This window comes from Bradyrhizobium sp. WSM4872 (assembly GCF_055811715.1).
In genome coordinates this window covers 320,089-344,244 of the sequence record NZ_JBVVPT010000002.1, presented here as the reverse complement: position 1 = coordinate 344,244, position 24,156 = coordinate 320,089, and the positions used below count along the sequence as shown (strand labels likewise).

General features: G+C 64.5%; 22 protein-coding genes. 9 read left to right on the top strand and 13 right to left on the bottom strand.

Annotation, left to right across the window (positions count from 1 at the left end; all coding sequences use genetic code 11):
• Positions 1-110: 110 nt before the first annotated feature.
• Positions 111-1,127: a magnesium and cobalt transport protein CorA gene (locus tag AC0L3C_RS04755; protein WP_211397668.1), complete on the top strand. Its 1,017-nt coding sequence runs from the start codon at positions 111-113 to the stop codon at positions 1,125-1,127.
• 10 nt (positions 1,128-1,137) lie between these two features.
• Here the strand turns inward: AC0L3C_RS04755 and purS are convergent, their stop codons facing one another.
• Positions 1,138-1,380, bottom strand: a complete 243-nt coding sequence (gene purS / locus AC0L3C_RS04750; protein ID WP_007602264.1) for a phosphoribosylformylglycinamidine synthase subunit PurS — start codon at positions 1,378-1,380, stop codon at positions 1,138-1,140.
• Positions 1,381-1,392: 12 nt separating this feature from the next.
• The gene (purC, locus tag AC0L3C_RS04745) at positions 1,393-2,160 is read right to left on the bottom strand and encodes a phosphoribosylaminoimidazolesuccinocarboxamide synthase (RefSeq protein WP_171944915.1); all 768 of its coding nucleotides are present in this window, start codon (positions 2,158-2,160) and stop codon (positions 1,393-1,395) included.
• A 309-nt stretch (positions 2,161-2,469) separates the two neighbouring features.
• On the opposite strand from purC, the gene AC0L3C_RS04740 reads away from it, so the two are divergent.
• Positions 2,470-2,793 (top strand): DUF1476 domain-containing protein, encoded by a 324-nt coding sequence (locus AC0L3C_RS04740; RefSeq protein WP_473259107.1) that lies wholly within the window; start codon positions 2,470-2,472, stop codon positions 2,791-2,793.
• Positions 2,794-2,848: 55 nt separating this feature from the next.
• On the opposite strand, the gene cynS is transcribed toward AC0L3C_RS04740, so the two are convergent.
• The 4 genes from cynS to AC0L3C_RS04720 all read right to left on the bottom strand — a co-directional run bounded on the left by cynS (position 2,849) and on the right by AC0L3C_RS04720 (position 6,659).
• Entirely contained in the window at positions 2,849-3,331 is a 483-nt protein-coding gene (cynS, locus tag AC0L3C_RS04735) for a cyanase (protein ID WP_007612142.1), read from the bottom strand.
• A 16-nt stretch (positions 3,332-3,347) separates the two neighbouring features.
• A complete protein-coding gene (locus AC0L3C_RS04730; protein WP_473259110.1) occupies positions 3,348-4,271 on the bottom strand; it encodes an ABC transporter ATP-binding protein in 924 nt (307 codons plus the stop codon).
• A 5-nt stretch (positions 4,272-4,276) separates the two neighbouring features.
• Positions 4,277-5,119, bottom strand: a complete 843-nt coding sequence (gene ntrB / locus AC0L3C_RS04725; protein ID WP_473281943.1) for a nitrate ABC transporter permease — start codon at positions 5,117-5,119, stop codon at positions 4,277-4,279.
• A gap of 160 nt (positions 5,120-5,279) precedes the next feature.
• On the bottom strand, positions 5,280-6,659 hold the full coding sequence (locus AC0L3C_RS04720; RefSeq protein ID WP_473407302.1) for a CmpA/NrtA family ABC transporter substrate-binding protein: 1,380 nt from the start codon (positions 6,657-6,659) through the stop codon (positions 5,280-5,282).
• A 160-nt stretch (positions 6,660-6,819) separates the two neighbouring features.
• Here AC0L3C_RS04720 and AC0L3C_RS04715 point away from each other — a divergent pair, with 160 nt between their 5' ends.
• The gene (locus AC0L3C_RS04715) at positions 6,820-8,748 is read left to right on the top strand and encodes a sigma-54 interaction domain-containing protein (RefSeq protein ID WP_473407301.1); all 1,929 of its coding nucleotides are present in this window, start codon (positions 6,820-6,822) and stop codon (positions 8,746-8,748) included.
• Between the two features lie 6 nt (positions 8,749-8,754).
• Here the strand turns inward: AC0L3C_RS04715 and AC0L3C_RS04710 are convergent, their stop codons facing one another.
• Genes AC0L3C_RS04710 through AC0L3C_RS04700 form a run of 3 tightly spaced genes read right to left on the bottom strand, consistent with a single transcriptional unit; the run spans position 8,755 to position 11,370 of the window.
• Complete coding sequence (locus AC0L3C_RS04710) at positions 8,755-9,633, bottom strand: sulfurtransferase (RefSeq protein WP_473407300.1); 879 nt, start codon at positions 9,631-9,633, stop codon at positions 8,755-8,757.
• 46 nt (positions 9,634-9,679) lie between these two features.
• Positions 9,680-10,792: an acyl-CoA dehydrogenase family protein gene (locus AC0L3C_RS04705; RefSeq protein WP_473407299.1), complete on the bottom strand. Its 1,113-nt coding sequence runs from the start codon at positions 10,790-10,792 to the stop codon at positions 9,680-9,682.
• A 35-nt stretch (positions 10,793-10,827) separates the two neighbouring features.
• Positions 10,828-11,370, bottom strand: coding sequence for an OsmC family protein (locus AC0L3C_RS04700; protein WP_007612153.1), 543 nt, complete (start codon positions 11,368-11,370; stop codon positions 10,828-10,830).
• Positions 11,371-11,616: 246 nt separating this feature from the next.
• Here AC0L3C_RS04700 and AC0L3C_RS04695 point away from each other — a divergent pair, with 246 nt between their 5' ends.
• Positions 11,617-12,282, top strand: a complete 666-nt coding sequence (locus AC0L3C_RS04695; RefSeq protein WP_473407298.1) for a TetR/AcrR family transcriptional regulator — start codon at positions 11,617-11,619, stop codon at positions 12,280-12,282.
• Positions 12,283-12,352: 70 nt separating this feature from the next.
• On the opposite strand, the gene AC0L3C_RS04690 is transcribed toward AC0L3C_RS04695, so the two are convergent.
• The gene (locus AC0L3C_RS04690; protein WP_473407297.1) at positions 12,353-13,921 is read right to left on the bottom strand and encodes a bifunctional AfsR/SARP family transcriptional regulator/alpha/beta hydrolase; all 1,569 of its coding nucleotides are present in this window, start codon (positions 13,919-13,921) and stop codon (positions 12,353-12,355) included.
• 148 nt (positions 13,922-14,069) lie between these two features.
• Between AC0L3C_RS04690 and mddA the strand changes: the two genes are divergently transcribed.
• From mddA to AC0L3C_RS04675, 3 genes are read left to right on the top strand one after another with little or no spacing between them, the layout of a single operon-like run.
• The gene (mddA, locus tag AC0L3C_RS04685) at positions 14,070-14,843 is read left to right on the top strand and encodes a methanethiol S-methyltransferase (protein WP_473259133.1); all 774 of its coding nucleotides are present in this window, start codon (positions 14,070-14,072) and stop codon (positions 14,841-14,843) included.
• Positions 14,840-15,817 carry an NADPH:quinone oxidoreductase family protein gene (locus tag AC0L3C_RS04680; protein ID WP_473407296.1) on the top strand — a complete coding sequence of 326 codons (978 nt, stop codon included), beginning with the start codon at positions 14,840-14,842 and terminating at the stop codon, positions 15,815-15,817. Before mddA ends, AC0L3C_RS04680 begins: the two co-directional genes overlap by 4 nt.
• A gap of 28 nt (positions 15,818-15,845) precedes the next feature.
• Positions 15,846-16,592, top strand: coding sequence for a hotdog family protein (locus AC0L3C_RS04675; protein WP_473407295.1), 747 nt, complete (start codon positions 15,846-15,848; stop codon positions 16,590-16,592).
• 106 nt (positions 16,593-16,698) lie between these two features.
• Here AC0L3C_RS04675 and AC0L3C_RS04670 read toward each other — a convergent pair whose 3' ends face one another.
• Positions 16,699-17,898 (bottom strand): TrmJ/YjtD family RNA methyltransferase, encoded by a 1,200-nt coding sequence (locus tag AC0L3C_RS04670; RefSeq protein ID WP_473407294.1) that lies wholly within the window; start codon positions 17,896-17,898, stop codon positions 16,699-16,701.
• A 368-nt stretch (positions 17,899-18,266) separates the two neighbouring features.
• Between AC0L3C_RS04670 and AC0L3C_RS04665 the strand changes: the two genes are divergently transcribed.
• Entirely contained in the window at positions 18,267-19,481 is a 1,215-nt protein-coding gene (locus AC0L3C_RS04665) for an NADP-dependent isocitrate dehydrogenase (RefSeq protein WP_018456365.1), read from the top strand.
• A 96-nt stretch (positions 19,482-19,577) separates the two neighbouring features.
• Positions 19,578-20,072 (top strand): DUF3455 domain-containing protein, encoded by a 495-nt coding sequence (locus AC0L3C_RS04660; RefSeq protein WP_473407293.1) that lies wholly within the window; start codon positions 19,578-19,580, stop codon positions 20,070-20,072.
• 4 nt (positions 20,073-20,076) lie between these two features.
• Here AC0L3C_RS04660 and AC0L3C_RS04655 read toward each other — a convergent pair whose 3' ends face one another.
• Both AC0L3C_RS04655 and alaS read right to left on the bottom strand, forming a co-directional pair.
• Positions 20,077-21,303, bottom strand: a complete 1,227-nt coding sequence (locus tag AC0L3C_RS04655) for a cyclic nucleotide-gated ion channel (protein WP_473407292.1) — start codon at positions 21,301-21,303, stop codon at positions 20,077-20,079.
• A 4-nt stretch (positions 21,304-21,307) separates the two neighbouring features.
• Positions 21,308-24,001: an alanine--tRNA ligase gene (alaS, locus tag AC0L3C_RS04650; protein ID WP_473259148.1), complete on the bottom strand. Its 2,694-nt coding sequence runs from the start codon at positions 23,999-24,001 to the stop codon at positions 21,308-21,310.
• Positions 24,002-24,156: the final 155 nt, after the last annotated feature.

The following is a 24,156-nucleotide window of genomic DNA, read 5'->3' as shown; positions in this document are numbered from 1 at the left end:
GCAGACATAACCATTTGACGGGGATTTTACCAGTGCTAGCCTTGCCCGCGAGCGTTGTGCACAGGCCATAGCCCGCCATTCGGCCGATCGATTCGCCCGGGATTAAAGCCATGAATGTCCCCTCGCTGCCCGCATCCCTCTCCGAGCCGGTGTCCACCGAGGGCGTCATCGCCGCCGGCGCCTATGTCGACGGCCGGCGCGTCGCCAATATCGCCATCAGCGAGGCCTCGAGCTGGCGCGCGAAACCCGGCCACGTGGTCTGGATCGGGCTGCACGAGCCTGACATGGCGCTGCTCAGCGCGGTGCAGAAGCAGTTCGACCTGCACGAACTCGCCATCGAGGACGCCAACCACGCCCATCAGCGACCGAAGATCGAGCAATATGGCGAGGCCCTGTTCATCGTGGCGCGGACCGCGCAACTGATCGAGGGCCGGATCGCCTTCGGCGAGACCCACATCTTCGTCGGCGAAGGCTATCTGGTCTCGGTGCGCCACGGCGCGTCGACGTCCTACACGCCGGTGCGCGAACGCTGCGAAAGCTGCCCGCGAGCGCTCGCGCGCGGCGAGGACTACATCCTCTACGCCATCCTCGATTTCATCGTCGACAACTACTCGCCCGTGCTCGAGAGCATTCACGAAGAGGTCGAGAGCATCGAGGATGACGTGCTCTCCAAGGCGATCAGCAAGGCGCAGATCGAACGGCTCTACATGCTGCGCCGCGACCTCTTGCGGCTCCGGACCGCGATCGGCCCTCTGGTCGAGGTCTGCCGCCGGCTCGAGCATGACGAGCTGGCGATGGTGCGCGCGACGATGCAGCCGCTGTTCCGCGACGTCACCGACCACGTCAGGAACATCCAGGAGCGGATCGATTCGATGCGCGAGGTGCTGGCCTTCGCCTTCGAAGCAAGCCTGCTGGTCGGCCAGGCCCAGGAGACGGCGGTCTCCAAGAAGCTTGCCTCCTGGCTCGCGATCATCGCGATCCCGACCGCGCTTGCCGGAATCTACGGCATGAACTTCAAGCACATGCCGGAGCTGGACTGGGAGTACGGCTATTACACGCTGCTCGGCGTGATGCTGGCGGCGTGCGGCGCGCTGTACTGGCGCTTTCGTCGGGTCGGATGGCTGTGAGCCATCCCGTTCACCCGATCAGCTCGACCCGATAATTCTCGATCACGGTGTTCGCCAGCAGCTTGTCGGCGGCGTCCTTCAACGCCGCCTCCGCCTTCGCCTTGTCGGCGCCGGCGAGCTCGATGTCGAACACCTTGCCTTGGCGAACGCTGGCGACGCCGTCGACGCCGAGCGACTTCAACGCACCCTCGATCGCCTTGCCCTGCGGATCGAGGATGCCAGTTTTCAACGTAACGGTAACACGTGCCTTCACGTCAGATCCCTCTTAGCTCTTCACCAGCACCGGGCCGGAGCCCGCCGGACGCTCGTTCTCCATGAGAATGCCGAGACGCTTGGCGACTTCGGTATAGGCCTCGAGCAGCCCACCGAGATCCCTGCGGAAACGGTCCTTGTCGAGCTTCTCGTTCGACTTGATGTCCCACAGACGGCAGCTATCCGGCGAGATCTCGTCGGCGACGATGATCCGCATCATGTCGTTCTCGAACAGTCGGCCGCACTCCATCTTGAAGTCGACGAGGCGGATGCCGATGCCGAGGAAGAGACCGGTGAGGAAGTCGTTGACACGGATGGCAAGCGCCATGATGTCGTCGATCTCCTGCGGCGTCGCCCAGCCGAAAGCAGTGATGTGCTCTTCCGACACCATGGGGTCGTTGAGCTGGTCGTTCTTGTAGTAGAACTCGATGATCGAACGGGGCAGCTGCGTGCCCTCCTCGATGCCGAGGCGCTGCGACAGCGAGCCGGCGGCAACGTTCCGCACCACCACTTCCAGCGGCACGATCTCGACTTCGCGAATCAATTGCTCGCGCATGTTGAGGCGGCGGATGAAATGGGTCGGCACCCCGATGTCGTTGAGGTGCTGAAACAGGTACTCCGAGATCCGGTTGTTGAGGACACCCTTGCCCTCGATCACCTGGTGCTTTTTCGCATTGAACGCGGTGGCGTCGTCCTTGAAGTGCTGGATCAGGGTACCGGGCTCCGGGCCTTCGTAAAGAACCTTTGCCTTGCCTTCATAAATGCGACGCCGACGGCTCATGGGGATGTACCGTGTTTTGTTGAAATCCATGTATTTGGTGTGCTCCGGTTGACGAGACTACGACCCACAGCGGAGCTGCCGTGAACGGCCCGGAACCCCTAGAAACAGAACGGGAACCCAGCCTGAGGCAACCTATCCGATTGGCTGTCCCAGCACAATCGATCCGGCCGTCCGGCATCAAACTTATACCGTCTTGCCTGCGGCTTAACGGCTCGTTGTTTTGCCGATTCGTGCCCCCTATCTAGGCATGCACCGGGGCTCTCGCAACGAGGGCCAGCCGGGTCCAGTCAGCAGGGAATTGGAAAAGGCATGAGCACGTTGGACAAGCGCGAGGAAGGCTTCGAGAAGAAGTTCGCCCTCGACGAGGAGCAGAAATTCAAGGCGGAAGCCCGCCGCAACCGCCTGCTCGGGCTGTGGGCGGCCGAAAAGCTCGGGATTACCGGCGATGCCGCCACGGCCTATGCCAAGGAGGTGGTCGCGGCCGATTTCGAGGAAGCCGGCGACGCCGACGTCCTGCGCAAGGTCATGGGCGATTTCGCCGCCAAGAACGTCGCCGTCACCGAACACGCGATTCGCGCCAAGATGAACGAGCTGATCGCGGTGGCGGCGGCCGAGGTGAAGGCCGGGAAATAAGGCGAAAGCGTCATTCCGGGGGCACGTCGAGGACGCGCCCCCCGGAGCCAACAAGCTATCCCTCCTTGAACCCGTATTCCGGCACGTTGCCGCTGGCGCCATAATATTTGTACGGCAGGAATTTGCCGCTCATGGTGATCTTGACGCGGTCGCCCTTCGGGTTGGGCAGGCGCTCCATCACCATGTCGAAATCGATCGCCGACATGATGCCGTCGCCGTACTCCTCCTCGATCAGCGCCTTCCAGGCCGGACCGTTGACCATGACCAGCTCGTAGAAACGATAGATCAAGGGATCGGTCGGCGGCATCGGCATGCCGCGCATCGGCGTCTCGTTCAGCATCGTGGTCTCGGCCTTCGTCAGGCCGAAAAGCTCAGCGGCGTTTGCGGCCTGCGGCTTGGTCAATTTCATTTGGCCGAGGATCGCGCCTGTTATCAGCACCTCGGAATAACCGCCGATCTGCTCGCAGATGTATTTCCAGGTCCAGCCCTTCTCGCGCTTGATGTCGAGCAGCTTCTCGGTGAGGTCTTCGCGTTTCATGTCAGGGTCTCCTTTTTCAAGCAGTCAGCCCGGGACTCGTCCCGGGTATCCAGGTCTGTCGTTGCTCGTCGCCACCGGACGCGACGGTCAGTCCGGGCTTGCCGATACGCACCACCGGCACATTGCGCGGATCGTGACCGGGCGTCTCGGCCGCGAAAGTCTTGCTGCGCGTCACCAGGAAATCAACGATGTGGTTGCGCAGCGCGTAGTACAGCGGATGGCGGTGCAAATCGGTGCGGCCGCGATCCCGCGGCAACGGGTTCTCGACCACTTCCGCCAGCACCGCGCCGGGTCCATTGGTCATCAGAAAAATCTTGTCGGCGAGATAGATCGCTTCGTCGACGTCATGGGTGATCATGAACGCGGTCTGCCCGGTCTCCAGACAGATGCGCCGCACCTCGTCCTGCAGCGTGCCGCGCGTCAGCGCGTCGAGTGCCGAGAACGGCTCGTCCATCAGCATCATCTTTGGCGTGATGGAGAGCGCACGCGCGATGCCGACGCGCTGCTTCATGCCGCCGGAAAGCTCGGAAGGTCGCTTGTGTTCCGAACCCGTCAGGCCGACGAGATCGATAAATTTCTGCGCATGCGCCTTCACCTTGGCGCGATCCCAGCTCCGCCATTTCGAGCTCACGGCGTAGGCAACGTTGCCGAGCACGGTGCGCCAGGGCAGCAGCGCATGGCTCTGGAAGATCACGGCGCGATCGAGGCTCGTCCCTGAAATGGCCTGCCCGTCGACGATCACCGCGCCCTCGCTCGGCGCGTCGAGACCGGCAAGGATGTTGAGCACCGTGGTCTTGCCGCAGCCGGAATGGCCGATCACGCAAGCGAACTCGCCGCGCGCCATCGACAGCCACAGATTCTCGAAGACCGCAGTTGTCGCGCCGTCCGCGCCCGGATAGCGCTTTGCGATTGCTTCGATGGAGATGAATTTTTCGGTCAACGGCCCTACTCCGGAAACGTGACCATGCGCGTGAAGCGCGCGAGGATCTGGTCGAGCAGCATGCCGACGATCCCGATCAGCAGGATCGCGATGATGACGTTGGTGATCGACAAATTATTCCACTCGTTCCACACGAAATAGCCGATGCCGGTGCCGCCGACGAGCATTTCGGCCGCGACGATCACGAGCCAGGCGATCCCGATCGAGATGCGCATGCCGGTCAAAATCGTCGGCGCCGCTGCCGGGAGGATCACGGTGAAGGCGCGCCTGATCGTTCCGACCTCAAGCGTTCGCGCGACGTTGATCCATTCCTTGCGTACGCTCGCGACCCCGAACACGGTGTTGAGCAGCATCGGCCAGATCGAGCAGATGAAGATGACGAAGATCGCGGAGATCGAGGAATCCTTGATGGTGTAGAGCGCGAGCGGCATCCACGCCAGTGGCGAGATCGGCTTCAGCACCTGGATGAAGGGATCGAGCGCCTGGCTTAGCAGCGGCGACATGCCGATCAGGAAGCCGAGCGGGATGGCGACGAGCACGGCAAGCAGATAGCCGGCGCCGACGCGCGCGATCGAATAACCGAGCTGGATGCCGAGCCCCTTGTCGTTCGGCCCGTTGTCGTAGAACGGCCTCCTCAAATGCTCCCAGAGCTTTGCGCCGACATCGAACGGTCCGGGCATGGCAGATTTTCCCTGCGTCGCGGTCAGGCCCATCAGCTTGGCGTATTCCGCGCTCATCGTGGCCACCGGTGCCGTCGAGCGCACGGCGAGATGCCAGACGCCGAGGAACGCGACGAGCAGCACGATCGATACCAGGCCGGCGCGGAGACGGAGGGAGGCGGTGGTCATCGCGCAAAACCTCTCCACGCGTCGTCCCGGCGAAGGCCGGGACCCATAACCACCGAGCTGGCTTGTTGTGCGGGATATCCGCCCGCGCGGCCCATCGCGAGAGCACGGCGTATGGGTCCCGGCCTTCGCCGGGACGACGGTGTTGAGAAAGCGCGGCCTCTCACGACGCCTTCCTGATCTTGAAGCCCGCCAGATAATCCTCGGGCTTGGCCGGATCGAAACTCTTGCCCATCACCGCGAACGATTTGTAGCTACCGGCTGGCGGCGCCAGGCCCATCTCGGTCATCAGCTTCCTGGTGTCGGTGGCGAGATACACCTGCTCGGCGATCGCCTTGTAATCGACGTCGCCCTTGATCTGGCCCCAGCGCTTCATCTGCGTCAGCATCCACACCGCGAAGGACTGCCAGGGGAACGGATCGAAATCGACGCGCTTTTCATCCGTCTTCACGCCGCCGAGGCCGTCGGCATAGGTGCCGGTCAAGACCTGCTCCAGCACCGTGACCGGCGCGTTGATGTAGTTCGCCGGCGCGATGGCTTCCGCGATCTGCTTGCGATTCTCCGCCTTCGACGCATAGGCGGTGGCATCGACGATCGCGCGGGTTAGCGCTGCAAAGCTGTTCGGCGCCGTGGTGATGAACTCGCGGCTGGCGGCGAAGCTGCAGCAGGGATGGCCGTCCCAGATTTCCTTGGACAAAAGATGCATGAAGCCGACGCCGTCATAGATCGCGCGCTGGCAGATGTTGTCGGGCGCGAGGAAGCCGTCGATGTTGTCGGCGCGCAGGTTTGCCACCATTTCCGGCGGCGGTACCGAACGCAGCTGCACGTCGGTGTCGGGGTCGATGCCGTGTTCGGCGAGATAGTAGCGCAGCAGATAATTGTGCATGGAATAGTCGAAGGGAATGGCGAACTTCATGCCCTTCCAGTCCTTCGGGTCACGCTTGTCCTTGTGCTTGCTCGCCAGCACGATGCCCTGGCCGTTGATGTTCTCGATCGCGGGCACGGCGAACGGAATGGCGTTGGCACCCAAGCCCAGCGAGATCGCGAGCGGCATCGGCGCCAGCATGTGCGCGGCGTCGTATTCCTTGTTGATGGTCTTGTCGCGGATCACGGCCCAGCCGGCGGTCTTGACCACGTCGACGTTGAGGCCGTGCTTGGCATAGAAGCCCAGCGGCGCCGCCATGATGATAGGCGTCGCGCAGGTGATCGGGATGAAGCCGACCTTGAGGTCCTTCTTTTCCGGCGCGCCGGCTTGTGCAAAGACTTCGGTGGCGGTCTGAAGCGGGAAGAACTGCGACAGCGCGGCCAGCGCGGTGGAGGCACCGACCGACTTCAAGAATGCGCGCCGCGCAACGTCCTGCGGAAACATCGCGCGCATCACGGCAGAGGCGACGACGCCCTCGTAGCGCTTCTCTTCGCTCTCGACGGGATCACAGCGCAACGCGGTGGCCTGTTCGTGCTCAGCCGCGGATTGATGCTGACCACAGGCACAGCCGGCTCGCAGGTTGCGATCGGGATCAAACGGATTGTCGAAAGTGGACATCGGACCTCCTGCGCGTCATTTGCGAGGAGAATTACGCAAAGAGCATGCCATCACCTCCAGGCCGGCCAGTGCCTTGATGACGCAGCACTTTCGCTCACGCTTGGTCATTACGAAAATTCGTGATAAACGATATTTCGTAGCTAGATAACGAGATTTCGTAATGGCAACGACGCCAATCCTCGCCCACGACGATGTGGCACCGACGATCGATCCGCGCGTCGCGGCCTTCGAATCCTCGGTCGAGGCGACGCTGCTGGTCGACCCCTTCGGCGACCAGATTGTCGATGCCAATCCCGCCGCCTGCGCCCTGCTCGGCTACGACCGCGCGCTGCTGCGCCAGACCAGGGCGAGCACGCTGCATGCTGGCGAGCTTCCGGCGCTGACCGTGTTCACCCAGGCCGTGCTCCACAAGGGCGCCTACTGGACCACGGCGCTCAACCCGCGCCATGCCACCGGGCAAAATCTCCGGCTCGAATATGCGGGAAGCGTCCTGCCCCATGACGGGCGCACGCTGGTTCAGCTCACCCTGACCGATCTCGAAGCGCGCCGCCGCCGCAATGTCGATGCCGCCGCCGAAGACCACATGCGCAGCGGCATCTCGACCTGGCAGCGGGTCGAGCGCGTGTTCCAGGACATTGAGCGCGAGAACCAGCTGATCCTGCGCGCCGCCGGCGAAGGCATTTACGGCGTCAACGCGGAAGGAAAGACCACCTTCGTGAACCCCGCCGCCGAGCGGATGCTGGGCTGGACGGCCGAGGAGCTGGTCGGCAAGGAAATCCATCCCATCATGCACCACACCCACCATGACGGGCGGCACTATCACAACCACGATTGCCCGATCTACGCGGCGTTCCGCGACGGCGCCGTGCACCAGGTCGACGGCGAGGTGTTCTGGCGCAAGGACGGCTCGCCGGCCTGGGTCGAATACACCTCCACGCCGATCCGCGACCGTGGCGTGGTGGTCGGCGCCGTCGTGGTGTTTCGCGACGTCAGCCAGCGCCGCGAGGCCGACGAGAAGCTGCACGCCGCGCTCGCCGAGGTCGACCGCCTGCGCGAACGGCTCGAGCTCGAAAACGCCTACCTCCAGGAAGAAATCCGCATCGAGACCAATCCGCGCGGCATCATCGGCGGAAGCCAGGCGATCCAGACGACGTTGCGCCAGGTCAAGCTGGTGGCGCCGACCAGCGCGGCGGTGATGATCACCGGCGAGTCCGGCACCGGCAAGGAGCTGATCGCGCGCGCCATCCACGAGGATTCCACCCGCAGCGACCGGCCGCTGATCCGCGTCAACTGCGCCGCGATCCCGCGCGAATTGTTCGAGAGCGAGTTCTTCGGCCACGTCCGCGGCGCGTTCACCGGCGCGACGCGCGACCGCATCGGCCGGTTCGAGCTCGCCGATGGTGGTACGCTGTTTCTCGACGAGGTCGGCGAGATTCCACTCGAATTACAGGGCAAGCTTCTGCGCGTATTGCAGGAGGGCAATTTCGAGCGCGTCGGCCAGGAGCGCACCCGCGCGGTCGACGTTCGCGTCATCGCCGCAACCAACCGCGACCTCAAGCAGGAGGTGCAGCGCGGCCGTTTTCGCGAGGACCTCTATTTCCGGCTCAACGTGTTTCCGATCGAGACGGTGCCCCTGCGCGAACGGCGCGAGGATATTCCGCTGCTCGCCCAGCATTTCCTCACCCGCGAGAGCAAGGCGCTGAAATCGAATCTGCGCCTGTCGGAAGGCGATGCGCGTCGGCTGACCCGCTATGACTGGCCGGGCAATGTCCGCGAACTACAGAACGTGATCGAGCGCGCTGCGATCCTGTCGCAGAACGGCCGTTTGCGGATCGATCTGCCCGACTCCTCCGGCACGCAGGCCCCAGCCGGCGCCACGCGGCAGAAGGCTGACGCACGGCCCGTTGTGATGACGTCATCCGAAATGCGCGACCACGAGCGCGCCAACATCCTGGCCGCGCTCGAGGGCTGCGCCGGAAAAGTGTTCGGCCCCGGTGGCGCGGCCGAGATGCTGGATATCAAGCCGACCACGCTGGCCTCGCGGATCAAGGCGCTGGGAATCGCGCCGCGTCCGCGGGCCGGCGGCTAGCAGCGATCACGCCGCCTTGATCGTGACCTCCGATGCGATCGGCAATCCCTGCTCGATCGGCAGTGACGGATCGCGCGACCATTCGTTCCAGGAGCCGAAATACATCCGCACGTCCTTCACGCCGGCGTTCTTGAGCGCCAGGAACGTGTTCGAGGCGCGCGCCCCCTTGAAGCAATAGAGGTAGACCGGTGTGGACGGCGAGATGCCGACAGTGGCGCATTCCGCCAAAATCTCGTCCTTGGACTTGAAGCGCGGTCCCTCGGCGGTCGGCTTCATCATGCGGTACCATTCCAGCCATACCGCGCCGGGGATACGGCCCTTGCGCGGGCAGAAATCCTTCCCATAGGGCGACGAGCTGTCGCCGATCCACTCGTCGACGTCGCGCACATCGAGAATGGCGACGCCCGGCTTGCCGACGGCCGCCAGCATGGTCTTGGCGTCGATCAGGATATCGCCCGCTTCGGGCACGATTCCGAACGACGCCTTCGCCGGCGCCGGCACATCTTTCGTCACCGGAAGACCCGCGGCCGCCCACGCGTCGAAGCCGCCATGCAGCACCTTGATCTTGGGATAGCCGAGCATGGTGAGCAGGTAGTAGCCGCGGCAGGACTGGCCGAAGCCGGAGTTCATCGACTGCTCGTAGATCACGGCCGTCTCCTTGCCGGACAGGCCCGCGCCGCCAAAGGCGTCGGCGAACTTGGTCTTCAGCTCGCTCATGCCTTCCGGCGTCGATGTCGCAAGAAACGTGAATATCTCATGCACGTTCACGGCGTTGGGCAGGTGCCCGGCGCCATAGGCGTCGGGGTTGCGGGTGTCGATCACGACACAGGGCTCGGTCTTCAAGAGATCGGCAAGTTCGCTGGCAGAGATCAGAACGTCCGTCATTGGCAGCCTCTCCGTTGAGGTTGGATGGTGGGTGGGCTCGTAGAACTCAGGAATCGGCGAGCATCTTGCGCAGCTGCTTGGTGGCAGGCGTGACGATCGCGACGAAATAGGCCTCGCGCAGGCGGCGCTGCGCGCGGTGGGACTTGAGGTAGCCGCGCGCGCCACAATGCAGCATCGCCGCATGCGCCGCCGCGACGCTGGCCTCGCCGGCACGAAGCCTGAGCGCGATCACCTTGCGCCAATAGGTCTCCTCTTCATTGTAGGGATCGCGCGCCAGCGTCATGGTCTCGGTCTCGAGTTCGGCGGCGAGATCGCGGAAATGCACCGGCTGTTGCGGCAAATAGCGGTTGATGTGGCCGAGGGGATTGTCGACCTCGTCCATGATGTTGATGCAGTCCTTGATGAGCCCGAGCGCCATGCCGGCCTGCAGCAGGATGAACCCGGCGCGGATCTTCTTCACGAAGGGGCCGGCGGGATCGGCCAGGATCAGCTCGTCCGGCACGAAGGCGTCGCGGAATTGCACGCCGTAAGTGCCGGTGCCGTCCATGGCCAGAAACGGCTTGCATGGCGCCAGCGAGATCGCGGGGTCCGAACAGTCCGCGAGGAACATGACAGTGCCCGGCTCGTCCTCGCGTTCGAAGATGGTGCCGAAATAATGGTCGGGGCCGAGATTGGAGACCCACGGCAGCGCGCCGCGCACGATGTAGCCGCCTTCGACCTTGCGCCCTTTCAGCTTCAGCTTCTCGATGCCGAAAAAGCTCTTCATCGGATTGGAGAGCCCGGTGCCGCCGAGCACGCGACCGGTCGAGAACCCATCGCCGAAGCGCTTGGCCAGCTTCATGTTGGTGGAGTTGGCGGCGTACCAGACCAGCGTGTTTTGGCACCACGCCATAAAGGCGGTGCTGCCGCAGACCTCGCCGATCGCCGCCATCGCCTGGATCGCACAGCGCAGATCGGCAGGCCCTTCGTGCGGCACGTGACTGCCCCAGGCGCCGACCTCGCCGAACTTGCGCAGCACTTCGGCCGGATAGACCGAACCGTCGTCGATGCCGGCGGCGAGCGGCGCGAGCTGCTCCCGCGCAATTCGCGCCACCTCGCCTGCAATGGACGGTGCGGGCTGATCCAAAACCTCGGTCCGTGATAAAGCCAGTGAACCCATGATCGTCTCCCGCACCTTGTCCTGTTGCCGTCAGCTCAGATGCCGACCTCGAGATTGACCGGGCGGGTGAAGGTGTTGGCGACGGGTGACCATTGCTTCACATGGGCGACCAGCGCATTGATCTCGTCCGGCGAGATCCCCTCACATTCCATGTCGACCTTGACGCGCACGTCGGTGAAGCCGACCGGCTTGTCGGAGACGTCGCCGGTGCCCCAGACCGCGGTGATGTTGAGGTCGCCCTCGAGCTCGAGCTCGAGCTTGTTGACGATCCAGCCGCGATGCACGGCGTTGGCGTGCAGGCCGACGGCGAGGCAGGAGCCGAGCGCGGCGAGCGAGGCTTCGGACGGATTGGGCGCAGTGTCGTCACCCAGAAGCCCCGGCGGCTCGTCGACGATGTAGGGCTGCAAATTGCGGATGTAGTTGGCGTGGCGGAATTTTCCTTCCGCGACCGTCTTGCACTTCAAGGTCTTGATGACCTTCGGATTGGCCTTGCCGTTGGCGATCAGTTGCTCGAGGCCATTCTTGTCGATGGGCGCGAGGCAACCCGTCAGCACTGTCTTTTGAACGACGGCAGTCATCATCTTCTCCCTGGCAGAAGTGGAAATCGGTAGGATACCGAACGGTCTGTTTCCCTGCATGGAGCGTGCCAGAGCCGGCCAAAATCAAAAGGCGAAGCATTGGAGCCGCTTAGCGGGAGCTGCCTGCGGATTGATCAGGGATCGTCTGCTCAAAGGCGATGCAGATCAGCTTTCTCCTGCGAATCTTTTCAGCGCCGAACAGATGCGGCTTGCTGATGCGGCGCGGCTGCGATTAAGTTGCATCCCATGGCCAAGCCCTCACCCAAGAAGACGTCGAAGAAGATGTCTCATTTGCCGCACGGCGGCACCAGCGACGACGAGTCCGCGCGCGGGCGCCTGCTCAACGCCGCGACACATCTGTTCTGCAAGAACGGCATCAACGCCACCGGCATCGACGCGATCATCGCTGAAGCCGGCACCGCGAAGACCACGCTCTATAAATTGTTCGGCTCCAAGACCAATCTGGTCAACGCGGTGCTGGAGAGCGAAGGCAAGCAGTGGCGCGAATGGTTCATCGGCGCCATGGAAGAAGGCGGCGGCGACGCGCAAGCCAAGCTCACGCGTATCTTCCCGGCCCTCAAGAGCTGGTTTGCGGAAGAGCGCTTCTACGGATGCCCCTTCATCAACGCGGTCGGCGAGCACGACAAGGACGCCAAGCAGTTCCGCAACATCGCGATGAAGCACAAGAAGGTCGTGCTCGGCCATATCGAGAAGCTCGCCGGCGAGCTTGGATCGAACGAGCCCCTCGTGCTCGCGCACCAGCTCGGGCTGTTGATCGACGGCGCGATCGTCGCCGCGATGGTATCGCGCGACCCGGGCGTGGCGGATACGGCGGCGCTGACGGCAGGTCCCCTGCTCAGCCAGCCCAAGGCAAAGAAGAAGCGCGCGGCGGACCAGCTCGAGGCGGTGTGACCTCGTAGCCCGCATGGAGCGCAGCGGAATGCGGGGACACTGTCCCGGATTGCGCTCCGCTCCATCCGGGCTACAGCACCTTACGGCCCGCTCTCACCTCGCCCGGCAACAGATCTATGAACCGCCTGATCGCCCCCAGCACCGGTCCCTGATCGCCTGCAAAGAACCAGTGATCATGGCCGTCGAGCTCGACGAATTGCGCACCTTTGATCCGGCTCGCCACATCCCGGCCGGCCGCGATCCGTACCGCCTTGTCGTCACGACGATGCAGCACCAGTGTCGGCATGGCAATCTGCGGCAAAAGCTGCCGCACGTCGGCGTCGCGAAACGCCTCGAGCACCGCCGAGATGCCGCCGGGGCTGGAGGCCGCGCGCAATAGCCCCGCCCACCAGGCGCGGGCCTGGGGATCGCCGGCAAGGCTGGGCGCGAAGGTTTCAATCTCCACCGGACCTCCCCATTGCGCAATGAGGCGCTTGCTCCAGGCGTCGTACTGGCTGGCGCGCAACGCGTGCGGATAGTCCGGCGACCAGCAGCCCTTGGCCAATGCACCGAACAGGATGAGTCCGGCCACGAGACGCGGTTCATCGACCGCAAATTTGATGCAGGCTGGCCCGCACTCGGATGCGCCGAACAGCACGACGCGGCGCGAGCCGGTCGCGCAGAGCACCGTGCCGATATCCTGCGCGGTGACGTCGATGCCGGGCGCAGATCCAACCCGGTCGGACAACCCGATGCCGCGACGATCGAACACGATCAGGCGCCCAAGCTTCATCAGTGAGGCCAGAAACGTCCGGCTCGCGGGATGCTCCCAGGCGCGTTCCACATGCGACACGAAGCCGGGCATGACCAGGAGATCGAGCGGACCGCTGCCATAGGTCTGATACGCCAGATGCACACCGGCGCCCTTGACATAGCGCGTCGCTGGAACGTCGGCTGCCGCCGCAGGACTCATTAACGCCTCGGTCTCCGCTTCGGGCGTAACACCGAGTTCGTCACGCAGCCGCTGCGTCAGCGCGGCGTGGTGCCGCTCTGCCGCGCTGCGGTCACCCGCCAGCAGCAGGCTGCGGATCAGATGCCGGCCGTAGACCTCGCTCAAAGGATCGAGCTCGACCAGACGGGTCGCATGCGTGGCCGCGGAAAAGTAGTCGCCGGCGGCGGTTTTGTCCTGCACCAGGCGCTCCAGCGCGTGCATCAGCCGTCCCCGCAGCGCCTCGCGGCGAAAGAACGCCCAATCGTCGAATTCCGGACAATCCTCCGGCGAGAAGCCTGCGAGGAAATCTCCCCGATAAATCCGGCAGGCCTCGTCAAAGTCACCGCGATCGCAGGCGCTCTCGAACAGATGTGCATCGACGCTCAAGGCGACTGCCGGAGACCATCGCAGACTGGTCCGATCGGTCTCGAACACCTGCTGACCGAGCGTCAGCTCGATGCGGTGAAGCAGCCGCCGCAATCGCGCAAGCCCAGTCTCGCGGTCAGTTTCAGGCCACAGCAGCGTGGCCACGATTTCGCGGGCCACGGCGCTCTTGGCCTCCGCGAGATAGACCAGCAGCGCGAGGCCCTTGCGCAGGGCCAATTTGATCGGGCGGCCGTCGGCATGGACCTCCGGGAACCCGAACGTCCCCAGCGAGAAAGCCGTCATGAAACTCCTCCCTCCCCTCGCGGCGCCCCCGGGGGACGCACAGGGGACGGTCCAGCAATAGCAATCGGGGCAGATCGAGCCTGCTCGCCGGCGAGCCATTCAGACTCCTGCATGCGGCACGGCTGCATCAGGCACAATAGGAAAAAACATGATCTCGCGCCTCCTGATCCTGCTCTACGCCATCGTGAGCTACGTCATCTTCACGGTCTCCTTTCTCTATGCGCTCGGTTTCGTCGGCAATTATGTCGTGCCCAAATCGATAGATATGTCGATTGATAAGTCGATCGACATGCCGATCGGCGTCGGCAGCCCGACGGACCTGAGCGTGGCCATCGTCGTCAACCTGCTGCTGATGAGCCTGTTTGCAATCCAGCACAGCGTCATGGCGCGGCCGGCTTTCAAACGATGGTCGGCCAAATTCCTTCCCCTCGCCTGCCAGCGCAGCACCTACGTGCTGCTCTCCAGCCTGATTCTGCTGCTGCTGTTCTGGCAGTGGCGCCCGATTCCGACGCCGGTCTGGCAAACGAGCGGGATAGCGGCCTGGTTGCTGATCGGCGTGCATTGGCTTGGCTGGGTGATCGCGTTCGCCTCGACCCACATGATCGATCATTTCGATCTGTTCGGCCTCCGCCAGGCCTTCATCGCGTTCCGCGGGAGCGAGATACCAGGTCAATCGTTCAGGACGCCGCTGCTCTACAAGCTCGTGCGCCATCCCATCATGCTCGGTTTTCTGCTCGCGTTCTGGGCCACGCCCGAGATGACCGTTGGCCACCTTCTGTTTGCGCTCGCCAACACCGCCTACATCCTGGCCGCACTTCAGTTCGAGGAGCGCGACCTGATCGCCGAGTTCGGCGCGACCTACCAGGACTATCGCCGACGCGTTCCCATGCTGCTGCCGCGTCTTTTCGGAGCGCCCCGATGAAAGCGATTCTGTGCAGTTCATTCACTGGCCCTGCGGATTTGTGCGTCGGCGAGATCGACGAGCCGAAGCCGGCCGGCGACGAGATTCTGATCGACGTCCATGCGGCCTCGGTCAGCTTCATGGACCAGCTGGTGGTCTCGGGCCTCTACCAGATGCGACCACCAACGCCCTTCGTGCCCGGCACGGAAGCGGCCGGTGTCGTCGTCGCGGTCGGCGACGAGGTCACGGGATTCGCGCCGGGCGACCGCGTGGCGTGCAGCGCCTGGACCGGCGGCTACGCCGAACGGATGATAGCGAAGGACTCAAAGTGCGTTCTTCTGCCGGAAGGCGTCGCATTCGAAGCCGCGGCGACGGTCCTGCATAATTACGGCACGGCCTATTATGCGCTGGTTGAACGGGCCGGGGCGCAGCGCGGCGAAACGCTGTTCGTCACCGGTGCTGCTGGCGGAGTTGGCCTTGCCGTGGTCGATCTCGGCCGCCATCTGGGCCTGCGCATCGTCGCCGGTGTCGGCTCCGATGACAAGGCCGCCCTGGTGCAGAGTTATGGCGCTAGCGAAATCGTCAACTATCGCAGCGAAGATCTGCGCGGCCGGATCAAGGCGATCACCGGCGGCGAAGGCCTCGACATCGGCTTCGACAATGTCGGTGGCGCGATATTCCAGCAGATGGCCCGGTCGATGAAGTGGGGCGGCCGGCTGATGCCGATCGGCTTCACCAGCGGCGAGATTCCCCAGCTCCCGATGAACCTGCCGCTGTTGAAGAACTATTCCATCCTCGGCATCTTCGTCGGCGCCTGGGCGGAAAAATTCTCCGCGGAAGCCGCGCGTATGAACGCCACGCTGATGCAACTGCTGGCCGGCGGAAAAATCCGCCCGCACATTGATCGCGTCCTCCCTTTGGAGGAGGCCGGAGAAGCCATGCGTGCGGTGGCCAACCGAACGGTTCAGGGGCGAATTGTCCTCAAGATCAGGTAAGGTACAAGGGGAAGAGAGAACAAAACCGATGACACAGATCATCATCGACAAGCGCTTTTGCGGTCCTCCCAACTCCGGCAACGGCGGCTATGTCTGCGGCCGGCTGGCCCGCCACATTCCCGGCACCGCGGAGGTGACGCTGCGCGCACCGCCGCCGCTGGACACGCCGCTCGATGCGGTCGCGACGAACGACGGCACATGGGAGCTTCGCGACGGCGACAAGATCGTCGCGACCGGGCGGCCGGCAAGCGTCGAGCTTGCGCGCGTGGAAACAGCCAGCTTCGAGGAGGCGTGCGCGGCCGAATTGTTGACGCCGGTGAAGCCGCACGAGCATCCGCTGCCGACATGTTTCGTCTGCGGTCCCGCGAGGGCGAAGGGAGACGGCCTGCGCATTTTTGCCGGCTCGCTCCGTGGTCACAACGCCGTTCTCGCAGCGAGCTGGACGCCCGATCCAAATCTCGCCGCCGAAGACGGTCTCGTCGCCCCCGAATTCCTCTGGTCCGCGCTCGATTGTCCCACCGGCTTTGCCTGCAATTGCGATCAGCAGACCGGCAGCTTCGACCGGACGCCGCTGCTGCTGGGCCGCATGTCGGTTCGGATCGAAGCCCGCCCGCGTGCCGGCGACCGCTGCGTCATCACGGCCTGGCCCACGGGCCGCGACGACCGCAAACGCACCGCCGAAGCAGCCGCGCACGATGAAGCCGGGAGGTTGCTGGCGGTCGCGAAGGCGACGTGGATCGCGGTCGACCGCGACGTGCAGCGCGGGCGTGGATGACGGTCTCGTAGGTGGGCAAAGGCGCGTAGCGCCGTGCCCACCACTCCTGTCTCAGCTCTCGAGCACATGGTGGTGGGCACGCTTCGCTTTGCCCACGCTACGAGAGCTACACGCTTTGCTCGATCATCCCCTGCAGCCGCACCAGCTCCGCCTCAAGATCCCGCTCCACATCCGCCGCCCGCATCTCGATCACCCGATAATCCCGCGCCTCGAGCCACATCCGCCGTCCCGCACGGTCCGCCGCGATGGTCTCCCCCTCCCCCGCGTTCACCAGCTCGATCGCGATCCGGTGCGGGAACGAAACGAAGTCCGGGATGTGCCGCCCCACAGGGGTCTGGCGCTTGAACCCGCCTGCGAAGCGGCGATCACGGGTTAGGGCCTGCCACAGCAGGCGCTCGGCATCGGTCGGGTTGCGGCGGAGCAGGCGGGCGAGGCCGCGTACGGTGGAGCCACTGTCGGGCACGCCGCCGCCCTGCCCGTGCTCGGCCAAAAGCGCACGCAGCCGCGTGGCCTGCTCGCCGTCGAGCACGCCGCCCTTGGCCGGGCCTTTCCGTCCTTCTGCGATCGCCATCACCACCCCGTGGAGAGTGTGCATGTCCTGCTTGGTCGGCTCCATCCGGCTGAAGATGTTGCGCAGGTTCACCAGCATGGTGTCGCGCTTCTCGGCCGGGCGCAGAAATTCGACGCGATCGAGCTCGCGGATCAGATTGTCGAAGAACGCCTGCATCTGGTGCTGCGAGGCGCGCTCGGAGCGCTCCGGCATGGCGTGCGGCAGCTCGCCGGAGGTCGCCCGCTTGAACCATTCGTAGCCGACCAGGAGCACGGCCTGGGCGAGGTTGAGCGAGGCAAAGCCCGGATTGACCGGGAAGGTGATGATGCGGTTGGCGAGCCCGACCTCCTCGTTGGTGAGGCCCCAGCGCTCCCGGCCGAACAGGATACCGGCCTTGCCGCCCGCCGCGACGTGCCCTGAAATCTCGCTAGCTGCGGCTTCCGGCCCCACCACCGGCTTGGCCTGGTCGTGGGGGCGCGCCGTGGTGGCGAACAGCAGGTCGAGGTCGGCGACGGCCTCACCGACCGTGTCGAACAATTCGACCTTTTCCAGAATATGGTCGGCGCCCGCGGCCGCGCGCTGGGCGGCGATGTTCGGCCAGCCGTCGCGGGGGTTGACGATGCGCAGCGCGGAAAGTGCAAAATTGCCCATGGCGCGCGCGGCCATGCCGATGTTTTCGCCAAGCTGCGGCTCGACCAAGATGACGATGGGACCGTCGAGGGAAAGGCCCGCCTTGCTCTTGTCAGTCCCCGACATCTCGCTTCGCTTTCACACTGGTTCTCAAGGCCTTGGACAGGCGCTCTTAGGATTTGATTCAAGGCCGGTCCTGACCTGGTCTCGACCCGGTCTTGACCTGCTCTCGGGCCGGCTGCCCGTTCGCCTGTCGTTTGCCTGTCCTGACGAAATTCTCAAGAGAAATAACGGGTTGGATTCGACTTTTGAATCTCGCGTGAAACTTCACCCCGGCCCCCGCGGCGGGGCTGCTCCCGCCCCCCATCTGCGGAGGCTGGATGAGCTAAAAGTGCATAATCCCTTGGCTTTCGCCGGCCGCGTCCCGGTGCTAAGAGGCGGCGGATATTCCCGTGGCGCGCCAAAAGCGCCGTTCCCAAGAGGCTTCCCCGATCATGGCAAAAATCAAGGTGTCCAACCCCGTCGTCGAACTCGATGGCGACGAGATGACTCGGATCATCTGGCAGTACATCAAGGACAAGCTGATCAACCCGTTCCTGGATGTCGAGCTGCAATATTTCGACCTGGGAATGGAGTACCGCGACCACACCAACGATCAGGTGACGATCGACGCCGCCGAGGCCATCAAGAAGGTCGGCGTCGGCGTCAAGTGCGCCACCATCACTCCGGACGAGGCCCGGGTGAAGGAGTTCAATCTCAAGCAGATGTGGAAGTCGCCGAACGGCACCATCCGCAACATCCTCGGCGGCGTGATCTTCCGCGAGCCGATCATCTGCAAGAACGTGCCGCGCCTGGTTCCCGGCTGGACCAAGCCGATCATCATCGGCCGCCACGCCTATGGCGACCAGTATCGCGCCACCGACATCAAGTTCCCGGGCAAGGGTACGCTGACGATGAAGTTCGTCGGCGAGGACGGCACCGTGATCGAGAAGGAAGTGTTCAAGACCCCGGGCGCCGGCGTCGCGATGCAGATGTACAATCTCGACGATTCCATCATCGACTTCGCCCGCGCGTCGTTGAACTACGGCCTGCTGCGCAACTACCCGGTCTATCTCTCGACCAAAAACACGATCATGAAGGTCTATGACGGACGCTTCAAGGACATCTTCCAGGACATCTATGAGCGCGAGTTCAAGAAGGAATTCGACGCCAAGGGCCTGACCTACGAGCACCGCCTGATCGACGACATGGTGGCTTCGGCGCTGAAATGGTCCGGCGGTTACGTCTGGGCCTGCAAGAACTACGACGGCGACGTGCAGTCCGACACGGTGGCGCAGGGCTACGGCTCGCTCGGCCTGATGACCTCGGTTCTCCTCACCCCCGACGGCAAGACGGTGGAAGCCGAAGCCGCCCACGGCACGGTGACCCGCCACTACCGCGAGCACCAGAAGGGCAAGGAGACCTCGACCAACTCGATCGCGTCGATCTTCGCCTGGACCCGCGGCCTGTCGCACCGCGCCAAGCTCGACAACAATGCCGAGCTCGCCAAGTTCGCGAACACCCTGGAGAAGGTCTGCGTCGACACCGTCGAGGAAGGCTACATGACCAAGGACCTCGCGCTCCTGGTCGGCGCCGACCAGCGCTGGCTCTCGACCACCGGCTTCCTCGACAAGGTCGCCGAGAATCTGGGCAAGGCGCTGGCGGCGTAAGCCGTCCGCAATTTCGCCCGACTGGGCCAGGCATCATCACGGGCCGCGTCGCAAGCGCGGCCCGTTCTTTTTGAGGCCTTTCGCGGAGATGTGACCATGTCGATCAAGCTTGCCGTCCCCTGCCTGTTGCTGCTCGCTGGACCGGCTGTGGCCGCCGACCCGCTCCCCGACGCCATCGCCGCGCCCGGCGAGACTGTCGTGCTCAGCGTCCACGCCGAGGGCGCGCAGGTCTATGAGTGCAAGGCCGGCACCGACGGCAAGCTCGCCTGGGCGTTCCGCGAACCGATCGCCACGCTGTTGTCTGAGGGCAAGACGATCGGCCGGCACTATGCCGGACCGAACTGGGAGCATGCCGACGGCAGCGCGGTGGCCGCCAAGGCCGCCGGCAATGCGCCTGGCGCGACCGCGGCCGACATTCCCTGGCTGAAGCTGGAAGTGACCGCCCACCGCGGCAGCGGCGTCCTCACGCCGGTTACGACGGTTCAGCGCATCAACACCCATGGCGGCAAGCTCGAAGGTTCTTGCGACAAGGCCGGCGATTTCAAGAGCGCACCCTACTCGGCGGTGTACGTCTTCCTGAAGAAAGGCTGAGCCCTCAGCGGTCGGTGCCTTCGCGCTCCGCCTGCGCCAGCTCTGCTACCGCAAGATCGCCGCTGCCCTCCAGCCGCGCCTTCGCCGTCCTGTGGACGTGCGCGGCGAGCGTCGGCATGCGTTCGATCAGGGCATGAAAGTCCTGGGCGTCGAGCACCAGCAGCCGGGTCTTGCGCGTCGCCGTCACCGTGCCGCTGCGTTTTGTTTTGTGCAGCAGCGCGATCTCGCCGAAGAAGGTGCCATCCGCGAGCCGCACCTGCTGGTTCGGCAGCGCGATCTCGACCTCGCCGGCGGTGATGAAATACATCGACGAAGCCGCATCGCCCCGCCGCACCAGGATCTCGCCCTGCTCGATCGTGCGCGCCCGCAGCAGCCGCATGATGTCGGCGATCTCGGATGCGCTGAGATGCGAGAACAGCGGCACCCGCGCCAGCATGCCCCAGGTGACCACGAAGTCGCGCCGCTTCACCTCTTCCGCAAAGGCCGTCGAGATGATCGCGACCGGCAGCGCGATCATGGCAAATCCGCTGATGATGGTGAAGACGGAGATGAACTTTCCGAGCGCCGTCACCGGCACGACGTCGCCGTAGCCGACGGTGCCGAGCGTCACGATCGCCCACCACATCGCCTGCGGAATGGTGCCGAGCTTGTCCGGCTGCACATCGCGCTCGATGGCGTAGAGCAGCGAGGCAAACGTCAGCACCGCGCCGATCAGGATGACGATGCAGCCGATCAGCGCCCGCCGCTCCGCGTGCACGGCCGCGAGCAGCGAGCGCATCGCGGGCGAATAGCGCACCAGCTTGAAGAACGGCAGCACGCCGAGCGCTGCCAGCGTCGCGTGCCGGCCCGTGGCCAGCACGACCGCGGCAGGCAGGAACGCGAGGAGATCGATGATGCCGAGTGCGGAGAAGACATAGCTGAGCCGGTCGGACAGCGCGGACGCCGTGCGCTGGGTATGGCCCGCCACCGTCCACAGCCGCGCGGCATATTCCAGCGCGAACACGATCACGGAGAGGATGGAGATGCCCGCGAACAGCGCGCCGAATTGCGCATCCAGCTCCGGCACCGAGGCAAGGATCATCGCGGCGACGTCGAGCACGATGACGCCGATGATCAGCTGGATGAAGCGCGATCCGACCGAGTAGGCCAGCGGATCGTGCTCCAACAATTCGTAGAGGCGATCCCTCAGATCGGGATCGGTTGAGCCACGTCCTCGCGGAACGGGGCGCACCTGCCTACGCGCCGGTCGATTTTTGTTCAGTCATGGCTTTTTCGATCGCCGTGAGCGCCGCGGCCGCATTCGCACCATCAGGGCCGCCGGCCTGGGCCATGTCGGGACGGCCGCCGCCGCCCTTGCCGCCGAGCGCCTCGGAGGCGACCTTCACCAGATTAACTGCATTGAAACGCGAGGTGAGGTCCGCGGTGACGCCAACCACGACGCCGGCCTTGCCATCCTCGGTGACGCCGACGATGGCGACGACGCCGGAGCCGATCTGCTTCTTGCCGTCGTCGGCAAGGCTCTTGAGATCCTTCATCTCGATGCCCTCGACCGCGCGCGCCATCAGCTTGACGTCGCCAACCTCGCGCACGCCGGAGGCTGCGCCGTTGCTCGAAGCTGCACCGCCGCCCATCGCCAGCTTCTTGCGGGCGTCGGAGAGCTCGCGCTCGAGCTTCTTGCGCTCCTCCATCAGCGCGGCAATGCGCGCCGGGACGTCGTCGATCGAGGTGCGCAGTTCGTGGGCCGCGGTCTTCGCCAGCGCCATGGTGTCGTTGGCATGTTTGCGCGCGTAGTTGCCGGTCAGCGCCTCGATCCGGCGCACGCCCGAAGCCACCGCGCTCTCGCCCGTCAGCGTGATCAGCCCGATGTCGCCGGTGCGCCTGACATGGGTGCCGCCGCACAGTTCGACCGACCAGCCGAGCGCGTTGGCGCCGCGCTCGCGCGCGGTCCGCCCCATCGAGACGACGCGAACCTCGTCGCCATATTTCTCGCCGAACAGCGCACGCGCGCCGGCCTCGCGGGCCTCGTCCACACCCATGACGCGGGTCGAGACCTCGTCATTCTCCAGCACCACGTCGTTGGCGATGTCCTCGACGCGCGCGAGTTCTTCAGCCGTGATCGGCTTCGGATGCACGAAGTCGAAACGCAAACGGTCCGGCGCGACCATCGAGCCGCGCTGGGCAATGTGGTCGCCGAGCACCTGGCGCAGCGCCTCGTGGATGAGATGGGTCGCCGAGTGATGCGCGCGGATCGAAAAGCGCCTGCCGTGGTCCACTTCGAGCTGCAGCGCGGTGCCGAGCTTCAGCTCGCCGCTCTCGACCGTGCCGACGTGAACAAAGAAATCGCCGAGCTTCTTCTGCGTATCGGTGACGCGGAACTTGATGCCCCCCTCGCCGGTCAATACGCCGGTGTCGCCGACCTGGCCGCCGGACTCCGCGTAGAACGGCGTCTGGTTCAGCACGATCGCGCCGGTGTCGCCGGCCTTGAGGCTCGCGACTTCCTTGCCGTCCTTGACCAGCGCGGTCACCACGCCTTCGGCGCTCTCGGTCTCGTAACCCAGGAATTCGGTTGCGCCGAGCTTCTCACGCAGCGGGAACCAGATCGCCTCGGAAGCAGCTTCGCCAGACCCCTTCCAGGATTCGCGCGCCTTGGCCTTCTGACGCTCCATCGCATCGGTGAACGAGGCCTGGTCGACGCTGATGCCGCGCGACTTCAGCGCGTCCTGCGTCAAATCGAGCGGGAAGCCGTAGGTGTCGTACAGCGTGAAGGCGACGTCGCCGTCGAACATGTCGCCCTTCTTCAAGGAAGCACTCTTCTCGTCGAGAATGGCGAGGCCGCGCGTCAGCGTCTTGCGGAAGCGCGTCTCTTCCAGCCGCAGCGTTTCCTCGATCAGATTTTCCGCGCGCATCAAATCCGGATAGGCCTGGCCCATCTCGCGCACCAGCGCCCAGACCAGGCGATGCATCAGCGGCTCTTTGGCACCGAGCAGCTGCGCATGGCGCATCGCACGGCGCATGATCCGGCGCAGCACATAGCCGCGGCCCTCGTTCGAGGGCAGCACGCCGTCGGCGACGAGGAAGGCCGACGAACGCAGATGGTCGGCGATGACGCGGAACGAGGCGACGGTCTTCTCGTCCGGTCCGCTTCCGAGAGCCGACGCGGTCGCGTCGATCAAATGACGGAACAGATCGGTCTCGAACACGCTGTCGACGCCCTGCATGATGCAGGCCATGCGCTCAAGGCCCATGCCGGTGTCGATCGAGGGACGCGGCAGATCCACGCGCTCCTCCTTCGTCACCTGCTCGTACTGCATGAACACCAGATTCCAGAATTCGAGGAAGCGGTCGCCATCCTCCTCCGGGGAGCCCGGAGGGCCGCCCCAGATGTGCTCGCCGCGATCGATGAAGATCTCCGAGCACGGACCGCACGGGCCGGTGTCGCCCATCGCCCAGAAATTGTCCGAGGTCGGGATGCGGATGATGCGGTCCTCGGAAAAGCCCGCGATCTTCTTCCACAGCCCGGCCGCCTCGTCGTCGGTGTGGTAGACAGTGACGAGCAGCTTGTCCTTCTTGAGCCCGAACTCCTTCGTGATCAGCGTCCAGGCCAGCTCGATCGCGCGCTCCTTGAAATAGTCGCCGAACGAAAAGTTGCCGAGCATCTCGAAGAAGGTGAGATGGCGCGCGGTGTAACCGACATTATCGAGGTCGTTGTGCTTGCCGCCGGCGCGAACGCATTTCTGCGACGTGGTGGCGCGCTGATAGGGCCGCTTCTCGACGCCGGTGAAGACGTTCTTGAACTGCACCATGCCGGCATTGGTGAACATCAACGTCGGATCGTTGCGCGGCACCAATGGCGAGGACGACACGATCTCGTGGCCGTTCTCGGCAAAGAAGTTCAGAAAGGTCGACCTGATCTCGTTGACGCCGCTCATGTTCATCCAATCGGGTGTGCTTGCACCCGCCTTCCAGCCATCCAAACCGCGAGTTTGGGCTGATATCTGCGGGTCAAAGCGCTTTTAGACAAGGCCAGCTTCGCTGTCCAGAAACTGTGCAGCCAGATCAAGGCGTTGCCGCAGTCGCGTAATCC

What these genes read in the sequence shown, in the direction of transcription:
- AC0L3C_RS04755 (WP_211397668.1), top strand. Translation starts at nt 111, where the DNA reads ATGAATGTCCCCTCGCTGCCCGCATCCCTCTCCGAGCCGGTGTCCACC.
- purC (WP_171944915.1), bottom strand. Translation starts at nt 2,160, where the DNA reads ATGAGCCGTCGGCGTCGCATTTATGAAGGCAAGGCAAAGGTTCTTTAC.
- AC0L3C_RS04740 (WP_473259107.1), top strand. Translation starts at nt 2,470, where the DNA reads ATGAGCACGTTGGACAAGCGCGAGGAAGGCTTCGAGAAGAAGTTCGCC.
- cynS (WP_007612142.1), bottom strand. Translation starts at nt 3,331, where the DNA reads ATGAAACGCGAAGACCTCACCGAGAAGCTGCTCGACATCAAGCGCGAG.
- ntrB (WP_473281943.1), bottom strand. Translation starts at nt 5,119, where the DNA reads ATGACCACCGCCTCCCTCCGTCTCCGCGCCGGCCTGGTATCGATCGTG.
- AC0L3C_RS04720 (WP_473407302.1), bottom strand. Translation starts at nt 6,659, where the DNA reads ATGTCCACTTTCGACAATCCGTTTGATCCCGATCGCAACCTGCGAGCC.
- AC0L3C_RS04715 (WP_473407301.1), top strand. Translation starts at nt 6,820, where the DNA reads ATGGCAACGACGCCAATCCTCGCCCACGACGATGTGGCACCGACGATC.
- AC0L3C_RS04710 (WP_473407300.1), bottom strand. Translation starts at nt 9,633, where the DNA reads ATGACGGACGTTCTGATCTCTGCCAGCGAACTTGCCGATCTCTTGAAG.
- AC0L3C_RS04705 (WP_473407299.1), bottom strand. Translation starts at nt 10,792, where the DNA reads ATGGGTTCACTGGCTTTATCACGGACCGAGGTTTTGGATCAGCCCGCA.
- AC0L3C_RS04700 (WP_007612153.1), bottom strand. Translation starts at nt 11,370, where the DNA reads ATGACTGCCGTCGTTCAAAAGACAGTGCTGACGGGTTGCCTCGCGCCC.
- AC0L3C_RS04695 (WP_473407298.1), top strand. Translation starts at nt 11,617, where the DNA reads ATGGCCAAGCCCTCACCCAAGAAGACGTCGAAGAAGATGTCTCATTTG.
- AC0L3C_RS04690 (WP_473407297.1), bottom strand. Translation starts at nt 13,921, where the DNA reads ATGACGGCTTTCTCGCTGGGGACGTTCGGGTTCCCGGAGGTCCATGCC.
- mddA (WP_473259133.1), top strand. Translation starts at nt 14,070, where the DNA reads ATGATCTCGCGCCTCCTGATCCTGCTCTACGCCATCGTGAGCTACGTC.
- AC0L3C_RS04680 (WP_473407296.1), top strand. Translation starts at nt 14,840, where the DNA reads ATGAAAGCGATTCTGTGCAGTTCATTCACTGGCCCTGCGGATTTGTGC.
- AC0L3C_RS04675 (WP_473407295.1), top strand. Translation starts at nt 15,846, where the DNA reads ATGACACAGATCATCATCGACAAGCGCTTTTGCGGTCCTCCCAACTCC.
- AC0L3C_RS04670 (WP_473407294.1), bottom strand. Translation starts at nt 17,898, where the DNA reads ATGTCGGGGACTGACAAGAGCAAGGCGGGCCTTTCCCTCGACGGTCCC.
- AC0L3C_RS04665 (WP_018456365.1), top strand. Translation starts at nt 18,267, where the DNA reads ATGGCAAAAATCAAGGTGTCCAACCCCGTCGTCGAACTCGATGGCGAC.
- AC0L3C_RS04660 (WP_473407293.1), top strand. Translation starts at nt 19,578, where the DNA reads ATGTCGATCAAGCTTGCCGTCCCCTGCCTGTTGCTGCTCGCTGGACCG.
- alaS (WP_473259148.1), bottom strand. Translation starts at nt 24,001, where the DNA reads ATGAGCGGCGTCAACGAGATCAGGTCGACCTTTCTGAACTTCTTTGCC.